The sequence below is a fragment of the Rarobacter incanus genome (assembly GCF_006715765.1).
Classification (GTDB): Bacteria; Actinomycetota; Actinomycetes; order Actinomycetales; family Cellulomonadaceae; genus Rarobacter; species Rarobacter incanus.
Genome location: NZ_VFNV01000001.1, coordinates 604,700 through 617,378, shown reverse-complemented (window position 1 = coordinate 617,378; position 12,679 = coordinate 604,700). Strand labels below are relative to the sequence as shown.

Below are 12,679 nucleotides of genomic sequence, written 5' to 3'. Positions count from 1 at the left end.
CATGTCCTGGCTCATTCTCATTGTCTCTGGAGTGCTCGAATCCGTATGGGCACTCGCCCTCGGCCGTAGCGACGGCCTGAGCAAACTCGGCCCGACCATCACCTTCTTCATCGCGCTGGCGGCGTCTATGTTCGGGCTCGCCATCGCGATGCGCGACCTGCCGACCTCAACCGCGTATGCGGTGTGGGTCGGCATCGGTGCCACGCTGACTGCCGCCTACTCGATGATCTCGGGTGCCGAGGCCATCTCGGTCGTGCGTATCCTGCTGGTCGCGGGCATCGTCGGCTGCGTCGTCGGCCTCAAACTCGCGCACTAGCACTGTCGTGGGCTTGCCGCTCGCGGCCACAGCACGCGTCCCCACCTCACGCCCACACCTCGCATCCCCGTCCCCCGATGGACACCGGTTGGGGTTCTGCGACACCCTTTATAGCGGGTGTTCTGGAACCGTAACGGGTGTTTGCGGCATTGCGTGGAGGGCTGGGCTTCTTGCTCTGGTCGGAGCGGCTGTCTGAAACGCGCAGAAGCGTATTACCCGGTGACCTCGTCTGTGGCAGGCGCGGCGAACTGCGCCTCGTACAGGTCGGCGTAGGCGCCGCCGAGTGCAATCAGTTCTGCGTGGGTGCCCTGTTCGACGATGGCGCCGCGGTTCATCACGAGAATCAGGTCCGCGTCGCGGATCGTGGAGAGCCGGTGGGCGATCACGAAGCTCGTGCGGTCCGCGCGGAGCGCGTTCATCGCCTTTTGGACGAGCACTTCCGTGCGCGTGTCCACGCTCGAGGTGGCCTCGTCCAGAATCAGGATGCTCGGACGAGCCAGGTACGCGCGAGCGATCGTGATGAGCTGCTTCTGACCGATCGATATGTTCGTGGCCTCGTCGTTCAGCACGGTGTCGTAGCCGTCGGGCAGCGAGCGCACGAAGCGATCGACATAGGTGGCGCGCGCGGCGTCGATGATCTCCTCGTCCGTGGCGTCGATGCGACCGTACGCGATGTTGTCGCGGATCGTTCCGGCGAACAGCCATGTGTCCTGCAGCACCATGCCGGTGCGCGATCGCAGGTCTGCGCGCGTCATCTTCGAGATGTCCACGTCGTCGAGCGTGATCCGGCCGCCGTCCAGCTCGTAGAACCGCATGATGAGGTTCACGAGTGTCGTCTTGCCGGCCCCCGTTGGACCGACGATCGCGATGGTCTGACCGGGCTTGGCCTCGAACGACAGGTCTTCGATGAGCGGTTCATCCGGGGTGTAGCTGAACTTCACGTGATCGAACACGAGATGGCCGTGAGTGCCCGCGGCTGTCTCGGGGTTCACGGGATCTGGGCGCTGAGGTTCGGCATCGAGGACCTCGAACACGCGCTCGGCGGAGGCGACGCCGGACTGGAGCAGGTTCATCATCGCGCCGATCTGGCTGAGCGGCTGCGTGAACTGGCGGGAGTACTGGATGAAGGCCTGCACTCGTCCCAGGGACATGTGGCCGCCTGCCACCTGGATGCCGCCGACCACGGCGATCGCGACGTAGACCAGGTTCCCGACGAACATCATCGCGGGCATGATGATGCCGGAGATGAACTGCGCCTTGAAACTCGCCTCGTACAGCTCGCTGTTGAGGTCCGCGAACTCCTTGCGCGAGGTCTTGGTGTGACCGAACACCTTCACGAGCGAGTGGCCAGTGTAGTTCTCCTCGACGTGCGCGTTGAGCTCCCCAGTGTGCTTCCACTGCGCGATGAAGTGCTTTTGGGACCGCTTCGCTATCGCCCGCGTCACGAAGAGCATGATTGGGATGCTCACGACCGCGATGATCGTCAGCAGGGGAGAGGTCACCACCATCATGACCACGATTCCCACCACGGTCAGCACGCTCGTCAGCAATTGCGCGAGCGTCTGCTGAAGTGACTGCGCGACGTTGTCGATGTCGTTCGTCACGCGGCTGAGCAGTTCTCCGCGCTGCATCCGGTCCGTGTAGCTCAGCGGCACCTTGTTGAGGGTCGCTTCCACGTCCCGTCGCAGCCGGTACATGGTGCGCTGCACCACGCCGTTCAGCAGGTAGCCCTGCAGGTACCCGAAGAGCGATGCGAGGACGTAGATCGCCAGCACGCCGAGCAGCACATTCCGCAACTGGCCGAAGTCGATACCTGCGCCGGGGACCAGATCCATGCCCTGGATCATGTCCGCCTTCATCGTGTCGCCAGCGGCACGGAGCTGGTCGACCACTTGTTCCTTCGTCGTCCCGGCGGGAAGCCGGGCGGAGACGACGCCCGAGAAGATGAGGTCGGTACCAGCCCCCAGTATGCGCGGCCCGATCACGGACAGCGTCACCGACAGGACCGTGAAGCCCAGCACGGTGATCATTCCGAGCCGTTCGGGGCGGAGGAGGCCGATCAGGCGTTTGATGATCGGCCAGAAGTTCGCCGAACGCTCGACGGGCATGGCCAGGGCCGCACCGCCGTGCCCGGGTCCGCCGCCGGGGCGCGGGTGGCGAGGGGCACCGGATTTCTGTTCCGCCATCAGCTGGCCTCCGATGCTTGAAGCTGAGAGGAGACGATCTCGGCGTACGTCTGCGAGGTGGCCAGCAGTTCCTCGTGCGTTCCGATGGCGAGGATCCTGCCGTCGTCCAGCACGATGATCTGGTCGGCATCGGTGATCGTGGCGACCCGCTGGGCCACGATCAGCTTGGTCACGTGCGGGACGCGCTCGGTGAGAGCCGCACGCAGCGCGGCATCCGTTCTCGTGTCGAGAGCCGAGAAGGAATCGTCGAACACGTACAGGTCCGGGTGCTTGATCAGCGCCCGCGCGATGGCGAGGCGCTGACGCTGGCCACCCGAGACGTTGGTACCGCCCTGATTGATCGGGGCATCGAGACCGCCGTCCATCTCGGCTACGAATCCATCGGCTTGGGCGATCTCAAGCGCGGCGGAGATCTCGTCGTCGCTCGCCGAGGCATTCCCGTACTGCAGATTCGAGCGGACGGTGCCGGAGAACAACAGCGGCTTTTGCGGAATGAGCCCGATCCGCGCCCACAGCGACTCGGGCTCGAGTGCGCGGACGTCCTCGCCATCGACCCGGATGCTGCCGTCCGTGGCGTCCATGAGGCGCGCTATCAGATTGACGATGGTCGTTTTGCCGGCGCCCGTGGAGCCGATGATCGCCGTCGTGGAACCCGCGGGGATGGTGAAGGACACGTCCACGAGGACGGGATCCTGGGCGCCGGGGTACCGGTAGGTCACATGGTCGAACGCCAGCGTCGCGGGGCCGCGAGCGGAGATGGCGGCACCGACGGTGTCGGGGACGGAGGTGTTCGTGTCCAGCACCTCGGTCACGCGCTCGGCCGACACGGCGGCGCGCGGCACGATGGCGGTGAGCATCGTCGTCATCATCACCGCCATGAGGATCTGCACGATGTAGGACAGGAAGGCGAAAAGCGTTCCCACCTCAAGGCCGTCGCGGACGCGGAATGCGCCGAACCAGATCACGGCCACGCTTGAGACGTTGAGCGTGAGCAGAACGAACGGGAACATCAGTGCGAACAGGCGTCCCGCACGCGTGGAGATGTCCGTGAGTTCGTGATTCGTCTCGTCGAACCGATTCTCCTCGTACGGCTCTCGCACGAACGCGCGCAGCACGCGCATGCCCGTGAGCTGCTCGCGCAGGATGCGGTTGACGCTGTCGACGAGTCGCTGCTGACGCTGGAACAACGGCACCATGCGCGAGATGACGAGCGACACACCCACCAGCAGGACCGGCACGGCTATCGCGATGATCCACGACAGTTTCATGTCGAGCCGGAGGGCCATGATCACGCCGCCGACCGCCATGATCGGCGCCGAGATCAGGAACGTGGTGCTCATCTGCACGAGCGTCTGCACCTGCTGGATGTCGTTGGTGGTGCGCGTGATCAGGCTCGGAGTGCCGAAGGCCGCTACCTCGCGCGCCGAGAAGTCGCCGACGTGATTGAAGATCGCGGCGCGGGAATCTCGTCCGAAACGCATCGCCACCATGGAGCCGAAGAACACCGCTGCCACCTGGGTGGCGACCTGCACGCCCGAGAAGATCAGCATGATGCCGCCCATGCGCAGCACGTAGCCGGTGTCTCCGACGGCGACGCCGCGGTCGATGATGTCGGCCGTGAGGGTTGGCAGGTATAGCGACGCGAGAGTCTGTATCGCCTGAAAGACGATGACCGCGGCGAGCAGGTGCCAGTGGGGGCGCAGGTACTTTCCTGTGAGCCGGATGAGCGTCAAGAGTGAACCACCGTAAGCATGACGGCCATCCTACGCCGCGGTGTCGGAGCCGTCCTGGGATTTTCGCTGCGGTGTGGAAATGTTCGCTATCGGCGTTTCGTGCGCAGTACCCCGGCGAGCAGAATGACCACGATTCCGGCGACGGGGACGGTCAGCAGTCCCGCCCGAAGCCCGGCGTTGTCGGCGATCAGGCCGACGAGCGGTGGTGAGACGAGGAATCCCAGTCGCATCAGCCACGACAGCACGGTCAGGCCGGTGCCGGGACGCAGTCCGGGGAGTTCGTCGGCCTCGTGCATGGCGGCTGGGACAAGCGTCGCGACACCGAACCCGGCGGCGGCGAACCCGAGGATCGTGCCGATCAGGGAGGGGAATGCGAGGGCCGTGCCCATTCCCGCCAGGACGATCAGGCCGCCCGCGCGGGCGACTGCGCGCTGACCGAACCGATCGACCATGCGGTCGCCGAGCAGGCGGCCGATGAACTGTGCCCCCGTCAGGGCGATGTAGCCGATGGCGGCGACGCCGGCCGCCGCGCCGAGGTCGCTCGATAGGTAGAGCGCCGCCCAGGAGTTGCCCGCGTCCTCGACCATCGTGGCGACCACCGCGATGAGAACGAGCGCCGCCATGGTCAGGGCGATGGGCCGCCCGGCGGTGCGGGCAATGGCTTTACCGAGTCTTTCGGACGAGTCCTCCGTCGCGGCCTCGCTGTCCGGGCCGGTGAGGCAGAAGCGCAGCGCGATGATCGCGACGACGGTGAAGACGACGGCCGAGATTGTCAGGTGAACCCACAGTTGTAAGTGAAGCGCGATGGCTCCAGCCGCCATTGCGCCGCCGGTGACGGCGCCGATGGACCAGACTGCGTGGAACGAATTGAGGATCGAGCGGCCATAGAGGCGCTGGACGCGCAGGCCGTGTGCGTTCTGCGCCACGTCGGTGATCGAATCCATGGCCCCGCCCGCGAACAGGCCGAGCGCTAAGATCGCGAAGGATGGGGCGACACCGGCGAGCAGCACGCCGAGTCCGGTCAGAATCGTCCCTGCTACCGCGACCTTGGCAGAGCCGAAGCGGCGGATCAGGACACCAGCCGCGAGCCCCGCGACCATGGCACCCACGGGGAACGCCGCGACGGCGATTCCGAAGCTGGTGTTGGACAGGCCGAGGCTCGCCTTGATCTCCGGGTAGCGGGGGAGCAGATTGGCGAACAGGGCTCCGTTGGTGAAGAACAGGGCGGCTACTGCGGCTCGTGCGCGGCGGCTTTGCTGGTCCACGATGGTGGGGATGGATCCGGTCATGGGTACGATCGTACATGTGATTGTGTACGATCGTACCCATGAGTGAGATCGGGCGTGAGCCTAAGACCAACCTGGCGAAGTTGCTCGCGGGTGAGATGTACCGCGGTGGAGATCCCGAGGTAGATACGAGAATCCTGCGCGCCGCGCGGCTGGCCCGCGCCTATGGTGAGGCATGGCTCGCGGATCCAGCGGAAGCTGGGCGGATCCTGCGCGATCTGCTGGGGCATGTGGGCGATGGCGTTGTCGTTCGCCCTCCGATCACCGTGGATCTGGGCGAGCGCATCGCCGTTGGGGAGGGAACGTTCATCAACTTCGGCCTGATGGCTCTCGACATCGCACCGATCACGATCGGGGCTGCCTGCCAGATCGGACCCAACGTGCAACTGCTCACTCCGATTCATCCGATCGAGCCCGAACCGCGCCGGGCCGGATTAGAGACCGCCGCGCCGATCACGCTGCACGACAACGTGTGGCTCGGCGGGGGAGTCATCGTGTGCCCGGGCGTGACGATCGGCGAGAACTCGGTTGTCGGCGCGGGATCGGTGGTCACGAGGGACATTCCCGCGAACGTGGTCGCGGTCGGCAATCCCGCACGAGTGATTCGGAGCATCTGATGGTGACGCCAGGGCGGGGGCGCGACGATGCTCAGAATCATGGCCCGAACCCGCGTTACGACCCGGACCGGAGGGAGAGGATCGTCGCCGCCTGCCTCGACGTCATCGCCGAGCGTGGCGTGGACGGTACCTCGGCGCGGCGGGTAGCAGCCCAGGCGGGCGTACCGCTCGGATCGATCACCTATCACTTCGAGAGCATGGAAGTCCTGCTGCATCGGTCGTTCCGGCGGTTCACGGACATCGTCGCCGACCGGTTCGAGCGGCGGATGGCCGCCGCGGCGAATCCCCGCGAGGCGCGAGCTGCCATCGAGGCGATCATCAGCGAGGACGTGCTGGGAAACGACCGCGACCTCGTGCTGACGACCGAACTCTACGCGGTCGCCGCTCGCAACAAGTCGTTCCGTGACCTCACGGCACGCTGGATGCTGCGCAGCCGGGTGGCACTGGAGAAGCACTTCGATCCGCTGACCGTGCGCGTGCTGGATGCGACGATCGAGGGACTCACCCTGCACCGGGCGCTCGACATCGAGCCGCAGCCGCGCGAGATGGTCGCCGCCGCTCTGGACCGGGTGCTGGGGGACTGACGGGGTCGTGCGTGACGCGGTCGCGCCCGCTGCTGGTTGAGATCGTTGAGACCAGGGTCTGCGCGACCGCGCTCCTAGGATGGTCGCTATGAGTGACACCGACCCGTTCGTTGGAGCGGGTCGGCCGCTCGCGCTTGCACTGATCGTCCGGTTCCTGCTCGAACTCGCGTTGCTTGCCGGGGTGGCCGCTGTTACGTGGCAGCATGTGTCAGGTGGGTGGCGCCTGCCTGCCGCAATGCTGGCCGTCGTAGCCGTTGCGACCGTCTGGGGGCTGTTCCTTTCCCCTAAGGCACCGATCGCGCTACCTCCGGTCGTCGCCCTGCTGATCGAAGCGATCCTTTTCCTCGGTGTGGGGACGGCCCTGTTCCTCACGGGGTCTGGAACGTTAGCCGTGATCGGCTTCGCTGCCTGGCTCGCCGACCGCATCGCGCTCGCGGTGCTTCAGCGCTGAGGCGAAAAGCAGGGCCTGCGGAATCGCCGGCCTGAGTGACGGGACCGGCCAGCCGGGAGGCTACAGCGGATCGTTGCCGCGACACACATCACGCGCCCAGGACATCGTGCTCCGGCTCACCGGACCTAATCCTCGTACACTTCACGCGCGCGGGATGCCAAGATGGAATCGTGCTCTCGATTTTCCTCGCCTCACTGGCCGCGCTGCTGCCGATCGCGAATCCGCTGGGCGCCGTGGCCGCATACGCGAGCATGACCGAGCGAATGGCGGCATCCGAGCAGCGGCGGCAGGCATGGATGACAGGCGTCTATGTCGCCGGAATCCTCGTCGTCTTCGCTCTGCTCGGGGCGACAGCGCTGCAGGCGTTCGGGATAAGCATCCCCGCCCTCCAGATCGCCGGCGGCCTGGTGGTGATGCACTCCGGGTTCTCCATGATCGTCCTGCGCCCCAAGATCACCGACGCCGAACAGGCTCATTCCACCACGAAGGAGGACGTGAGCTTCTCCCCCATGGCGCTGCCGCTCATCGCCGGGCCCGGTGCCATCGGTGTGGTCATAGGATTGGCCGCCCGGCACACGCATTGGGATCAAAGGCTCGGCATCGTGGCGGCTGCCATCATCCTGGGTGCTGTCGTCGCCGTCTTCCTCCGGTACGCGACGCCGTTGGTGGACCGGATGGGCGCGACGGGGATAGGCGCGCTGACGCGGGTGATGGGATTCCTCATCCTCGCCATCGGCGTTGAACTGCTGGTCCACGGAGTCCGCGCCGCATTTTCCTCGTGACGGCGGAGCACGCGGTAGATGGCGAGGGTGTCGGCAGAGAGATCCCGTTTGTGGATCCGCACGCGGTGGACAACCCGTTCCTGAGGGCGTGCGGGCCGGAGCGCCGTGGTGGGTGCGGCGAGTTGCTCGGTAGGGAGCAGGATGGTCACGTGGGCCACACAGGTGCCGCTCTCGGTTACTTCCGCACCCGGTGGTAACGTCATTCGCGAAGACCCCGGATGGCATTTGCGAGAGCACGTCTCCGGGGTTACTGCACTCTCGGGCTACCCACCACCATCGACACAGGGGTCTGCTGTTGGACTTCGCGACAAACCCCCGCGGGACGACTTACGCGTACTTCATTTGCTCGGTGCGCGCAGCGAAGAAGACCACCTGCACCCGACGCGCCGTCCCCGTCCAGGTCGCTGAGCGGCTGGTCCAAGACTCCTACCGCGACATCACGATCAGTGAAGCCGACTACCGGCACCTCGCCGCCGAAGTCGATGCGGCGTTCGACGAGCAGAGCGCCGGTAGGGATCAGGAGCTCACCGACCTCACCGCCAACCGCGCCATGCTCGAAGGAGAAAGCGACAAACTGCTGGCGGCACACTTCGCCGACGCCATCGACCTGCCCACGCTGAAACGGCACCAAGACCCTATCCGTGCCGGGCTCGTCGACATCAAGCATCGCCTCACACAGCACGACGAACACCACTCGGGGGCGCGGGCGTTCCTCCACGACTCGCTGCGGCTGCTCACCGACGCGCACCGACTCCGCCCACCACGCTATGCTGTGGGTCAGCGAATGGCCCAGGTCGCTGGTGTATCCGGGGTTCTTGTCGCCGGTGCTGCTGTCCACCGGCACTCAGCGGCCGTTTTCGCTGATCTGCACCCCGATCGCTCCGACCAAGCCGCCCGAGACATCCGCAAGAAGAAGGTTGAGCACATCTCCGACCAAGCCCAACGAGCCAAGATCGGCCAGATCGAAGACGCCTCCCAAACCGCCGAATACCACGACGTGCTCCAACAAGAAGCCGACCTCACCGCCGGCCACGGCATCCTCCGCTACACCGGACTAATCGCCGTCTCCGCTCCCACAGTGGAGGAACTCGACGCCGCAGTCGCCGCGATCGAGCAAGCTGCGATCCAAGCCCCGTGGGTCTGTCAGATAAGCGGTGGATCTGGCCTGGCACATTTCAGTTGATTCGGCCTTCGAAGGTGATCGCGAAGGCGTTGAGTGCGGGCTTCCACCTGGTTACCCAGCGTGCCCGACCCCGGCCGGTCGGGTCAAGCGACCGCGTCACGAGGTAGAGGCACTTCAGCGCGGCCGCGTCGTTAGGGGAGTGGCCGCGGGCCCGCACCGCGCGACGATAGCGGGCGTTGAGGGACTCGATCGCGTTCGTCGAGCAGATGATGCGGCGGATCTCGACGTCGTAGTCCAGGAATGGGATGAACTCGCTCCACGCGTTCTCCCACAGCTGCCGGATCGCCGGATACATCGTGCACCACTTCTCCGCGAACTCCTCGAACCTCGCCCTCGCGGCGGCCTCGGTCGGAGCTGTGTAGACGGGCCGCAGGTCGCGGGCGATCTGGTCCCAGTACTTCCGCGACGCGAACTTGAAGGTGTTGCGGATCAGGTGGATGATGCACGTCTGCACCGTCGCGAACTCCCACGTCGTGTTGATCGACTCGGGCAGCCCCTTGAGTCCGTCACAGACCACGATGCAGACATCCTCGACACCGCGGTTCTTGATATCTGTGAGCACGCCGAGCCAGAACTTCGCGCCCTCACCGCCGTCGCCGGCCCAGATCCCGAGGATGTCGCGTTCCCCGGTCGTGGTGACGCCGATGGCGACGTAGAACGGCTTGTTCCGCACCTGCCCGTCCCGAACCTTCACCACGATCGCGTCGATGAACACGACGGGGTACACCCGATCCAGCGGACGGTTCTGCCACTCGGTCATCTCCTCGATGACCTTGTCGGTGATCTTCGAGATCGTGTCCTTGCTGACACTGGCACCATAGACGTCGTCGAAGTGCGCGGCGACCTCACCCGTGGTCAGCCCCCGGGCGGTGAGCGAGAGCACGATCTCGTCGATCCCGTCCAGGCGGCGCTGACGCTTGCGGACGATCTTGGGCTGGAACGACCCGTCACGGTCCCTGGGGACGTCGATCTCGATGGCGCCGATCTCGGTCAGCACCGTCTTGGACCGGGTCCCGTTACGGGCGTTCTCGCTCTCGGTGACCGTGTGCTTCTCGTAGCCGAGGTGCTCGGTCATTTCCGCCTCGAGCGCAGTCTCGAGCACCGTCTTCGTCAACCCGCCGAGCAGGCCTCCCGGCCCGACGAGGCTGACGCCCTGTTCCTTCGCCTGCGCAAGCAGCTGCTCGGCGATCTGTTGCTGATCGATGATCTCTCCCGTCACAGGATCGATCATCTCGATAGCCTGACTCATTGCCCTTCCTTTCGGTCAGGCCAGTCCCAGATCCACCGTTTTCCTGACACTCCCGGGGCAAACGAAAAAGCCCGCCGAAACCGGCGGGCTCTCCCTGGACGTACTGTCCGATCAGTTCATTGCTCATGTCGAGGGTTCGAGTAAGAGCATCGTGGTGGGCCCAGAGGGACTCGAACCCCCGACATCCACGGTGTAAACGTGGCGCTCTAGCCAACTGAGCTATAGGCCCCTCAAGCGGGCCCACCTAGAGTACCTGGTTGCGCGACCGAACGGAAATTAGTCGGCGGCGCGCACGCGCCGTGCACTAAAGTCGATCGTGTGGAAGCGCTGAAGCTACGGGATATGGTCCGCCTGCTTGACGAGTGGTACCCGCCGCACCTGGCGGAACCGTGGGATTCGGTGGGCTTGATCGTCGGGGACCTGGACGCACCGATCCGCAAGATCATGGTCGCGCTGGACCCGGTCGAAGACACGGTCGAGCAGGCGCTCGCGTACGGCGCCGATCTTTTGGTGACACACCACCCGCTTTTCCTCAAACCCGTCCATCAGGTTTCGTCTGGGACGTACAAGGGGGCGCTCGTCCATCGATTGATTCGCGGCGGTTGCGCCCTGTTCAACGCGCACACTAACGCGGATCGCGCCGCAGGCGGGGTGGCCGATTCCCTTGCCGAGGCGCTGGGACTGGTCGATGTCCGGCCCCTTGACCCGGCCACAACCGATGCGCGCCACCTGTGGTCCGTGTACGTCCCGGTTCGCGACACCGAACTGGTGACGGCGGCGATGGCGCGGGCCGGGGCGGGGCAGATCGGTGAGTATTCGAACTGTTCGTGGCACACCGCGGGGGTGGGGACATTCACCGCGTCGACGGCCGCCTCGCCCGCGATCGGGGCGCCGGGGCAGACCACCCAGGTTGCGGAGTCGCGCGTGGAAATGATCGCCGACGCGGCACTGCGCTCGCGGATCGAGGCGGCGCTGCGCGACGCGCATCCCTACGAGGAGCCAGCATTCACCGTCACCGAAGTGGTCCCGCAGGACAGCGGCCTTGGCCTGGGCCGCATCGGGCGGGTGCCGGTCCCCATGACCCTCGGTGATTTCGCGAGGCACGTGGCGGCAGCATTACCCGCGACGGCGCAGGGAATCCGTGCCGCAGGCGACCTTGACGCACTGATAAGCACGGTGGCCGCGGTCGGCGGTTCGGGGGATTCGATGATCGCCCTGGCTGAGCGGGCCGGGGCGGACGTGTACGTGACCTCCGACCTGCGCCACCACCCGACATCCGAGGCCCGCGAACGGGCCCACGGCGGCAAACCCTTCTTGATCGACACCGCGCATTTTGCGAGCGAATCGGTGTGGCTCCCAAGACTTGCCGAACGCCTGCGCGCGCACGCCGCGCGCGGGGCCGGTGCACCCCTTTTCGAGGTCGCGCACTGCGAGGTGCGAACCGATCCGTGGACCACGGTGTTTCCTTCCGTATGATCTAGTTACACAAATCAATGAGAGGTACGTGAGATGGCAACCGCTTCCGTCGCTGATCAGCAGACGATTCTTGCAGTGCAGGCGCTCGATACTCGTGCGCAGCAATTGGTTCATCAGCGGCGCACGTTGCCGATTCACGCGAAGATCGCCGAATACGGCGAACGGCTCGCCGACCTGGAGCGGGCGTTGGTGGCTTCACGCACGGAGGCAGCGGACCTGACGTTAGAGGCAAAAAAGGCCGAACACGAGGTCGCGCTGGTGCGCGAGCGCGCGGTCCGCGACCAGGCACTGCTGGACGCGGGGAAGGTGTCCGCGAAGGAAGCGCAGGCGTTGCTTGCGGAACTCGATTCGCTCAAGGTGCGTCAGGGGCGGCTCGAAGAGGTAGAGCTCGACGTCATGGAGCGCCTCGAAGCGCACCAGGCAACCCTGGCGCAGCTGGAGCAGGCCTACGACGGCACAGTGGCCGACCGCAACCGCGCCGTGCGTGAACGCGACGATGAGGTTGCGGCGATCGACGCGCAGCGCAAGGACGTGGCACGTGAGCGGGCGGCGGCCGTAGAAGGCTTAGACGTTACGCTGCTTGCGACCTACGAGCGGCTCCGCGACCAACTGGGCGGGCTTGGCGCCGCGCGCCTGGAGGGACGGCGCTGCGGGGGCTGCCGCATGGAGCTCAACCCGGTGGATCTGAGCAAGATCGCAGCGGCTTCGGCCGAAACCTTGGTGCGGTGCGAGGAGTGCGGCAGGCTGCTGGTCCGGCCGATCGGCCAAGACGCATAGAGCAAACCACCTCGAGTAGTGGGGAGAGGCGCTAACGGT

12 protein-coding genes and 1 tRNA gene are annotated in these 12,679 nt (G+C 65.8%); 8 read left to right on the top strand and 5 right to left on the bottom strand.

Features of this window, described 5'->3' with window-relative positions; translation table 11 throughout:
* Position 1: 1 nt before the first annotated feature.
* Complete coding sequence (locus tag FB389_RS02580) at positions 2-316, top strand: DMT family transporter (protein ID WP_142111223.1); 315 nt, start codon at positions 2-4, stop codon at positions 314-316.
* A 212-nt stretch (positions 317-528) separates the two neighbouring features.
* On the opposite strand, the gene FB389_RS02575 is transcribed toward FB389_RS02580, so the two are convergent.
* From FB389_RS02575 to FB389_RS02565, 3 genes are all read right to left on the bottom strand, one after another.
* On the bottom strand, positions 529-2,502 hold the full coding sequence (locus FB389_RS02575; RefSeq protein ID WP_142111222.1) for an ABC transporter ATP-binding protein: 1,974 nt from the start codon (positions 2,500-2,502) through the stop codon (positions 529-531).
* Complete coding sequence (locus FB389_RS02570; protein ID WP_142111221.1) at positions 2,502-4,235, bottom strand: ABC transporter ATP-binding protein; 1,734 nt, start codon at positions 4,233-4,235, stop codon at positions 2,502-2,504. Before FB389_RS02570 ends, FB389_RS02575 begins: the two co-directional genes overlap by 1 nt.
* A gap of 86 nt (positions 4,236-4,321) precedes the next feature.
* Positions 4,322-5,524, bottom strand: a complete 1,203-nt coding sequence (locus FB389_RS02565) for an MFS transporter (protein ID WP_142111220.1) — start codon at positions 5,522-5,524, stop codon at positions 4,322-4,324.
* Between the two features lie 38 nt (positions 5,525-5,562).
* On the opposite strand from FB389_RS02565, the gene FB389_RS02560 reads away from it, so the two are divergent.
* The 5 genes from FB389_RS02560 to FB389_RS10890 all read left to right on the top strand — a co-directional run bounded on the left by FB389_RS02560 (position 5,563) and on the right by FB389_RS10890 (position 9,138).
* Entirely contained in the window at positions 5,563-6,138 is a 576-nt protein-coding gene (locus tag FB389_RS02560; protein WP_142111219.1) for a sugar O-acetyltransferase, read from the top strand.
* Positions 6,138-6,722 carry a TetR/AcrR family transcriptional regulator gene (locus FB389_RS02555; protein ID WP_142111218.1) on the top strand — a complete coding sequence of 195 codons (585 nt, stop codon included), beginning with the start codon at positions 6,138-6,140 and terminating at the stop codon, positions 6,720-6,722. Before FB389_RS02560 ends, FB389_RS02555 begins: the two co-directional genes overlap by 1 nt.
* Before the next feature lie 88 nt (positions 6,723-6,810).
* The gene (locus FB389_RS02550; RefSeq protein WP_170207839.1) at positions 6,811-7,173 is read left to right on the top strand and encodes a YrdB family protein; all 363 of its coding nucleotides are present in this window, start codon (positions 6,811-6,813) and stop codon (positions 7,171-7,173) included.
* 170 nt (positions 7,174-7,343) lie between these two features.
* Positions 7,344-7,955: a MarC family protein gene (locus FB389_RS02545; RefSeq protein WP_142111216.1), complete on the top strand. Its 612-nt coding sequence runs from the start codon at positions 7,344-7,346 to the stop codon at positions 7,953-7,955.
* Between the two features lie 295 nt (positions 7,956-8,250).
* A complete protein-coding gene (locus tag FB389_RS10890) occupies positions 8,251-9,138 on the top strand; it encodes an SCO6880 family protein (RefSeq protein ID WP_342776010.1) in 888 nt (295 codons plus the stop codon).
* Here the strand turns inward: FB389_RS10890 and FB389_RS02530 are convergent.
* Both FB389_RS02530 and FB389_RS02525 read right to left on the bottom strand, forming a co-directional pair.
* A complete protein-coding gene (locus FB389_RS02530) occupies positions 9,131-10,369 on the bottom strand; it encodes an IS256 family transposase (RefSeq protein WP_425467265.1) in 1,239 nt (412 codons plus the stop codon). The two genes, FB389_RS10890 and FB389_RS02530, sit on opposite strands and share 8 nt — an antisense overlap.
* A 170-nt stretch (positions 10,370-10,539) precedes the next feature.
* A tRNA-Val gene (locus FB389_RS02525) sits at positions 10,540-10,616 on the bottom strand.
* A gap of 89 nt (positions 10,617-10,705) precedes the next feature.
* Between FB389_RS02525 and FB389_RS02520 the strand changes: the two genes are divergently transcribed.
* Together FB389_RS02520 and FB389_RS02515 are read left to right on the top strand one after the other, a co-directional pair.
* Positions 10,706-11,863: a Nif3-like dinuclear metal center hexameric protein gene (locus FB389_RS02520; protein WP_211344934.1), complete on the top strand. Its 1,158-nt coding sequence runs from the start codon at positions 10,706-10,708 to the stop codon at positions 11,861-11,863.
* 33 nt (positions 11,864-11,896) lie between these two features.
* The gene (locus FB389_RS02515) at positions 11,897-12,640 is read left to right on the top strand and encodes a zinc ribbon domain-containing protein (RefSeq protein ID WP_142111214.1); all 744 of its coding nucleotides are present in this window, start codon (positions 11,897-11,899) and stop codon (positions 12,638-12,640) included.
* Positions 12,641-12,679: the final 39 nt, after the last annotated feature.

Coding starts and splice junctions, on each gene's coding strand:
- FB389_RS02580 (WP_142111223.1), top strand. CDS start 2: ATGTCCTGGCTCATTCTCATTGTCTCTGGAGTGCTCGAATCCGTATGG.
- FB389_RS02575 (WP_142111222.1), bottom strand. CDS start 2,502: ATGGCGGAACAGAAATCCGGTGCCCCTCGCCACCCGCGCCCCGGCGGC.
- FB389_RS02565 (WP_142111220.1), bottom strand. CDS start 5,524: ATGACCGGATCCATCCCCACCATCGTGGACCAGCAAAGCCGCCGCGCA.
- FB389_RS02560 (WP_142111219.1), top strand. CDS start 5,563: ATGAGTGAGATCGGGCGTGAGCCTAAGACCAACCTGGCGAAGTTGCTC.
- FB389_RS02555 (WP_142111218.1), top strand. CDS start 6,138: ATGGTGACGCCAGGGCGGGGGCGCGACGATGCTCAGAATCATGGCCCG.
- FB389_RS02550 (WP_170207839.1), top strand. CDS start 6,811: ATGAGTGACACCGACCCGTTCGTTGGAGCGGGTCGGCCGCTCGCGCTT.
- FB389_RS02530 (WP_425467265.1), bottom strand. CDS start 10,369: ATGATCGATCCTGTGACGGGAGAGATCATCGATCAGCAACAGATCGCC.
- FB389_RS02515 (WP_142111214.1), top strand. CDS start 11,897: ATGGCAACCGCTTCCGTCGCTGATCAGCAGACGATTCTTGCAGTGCAG.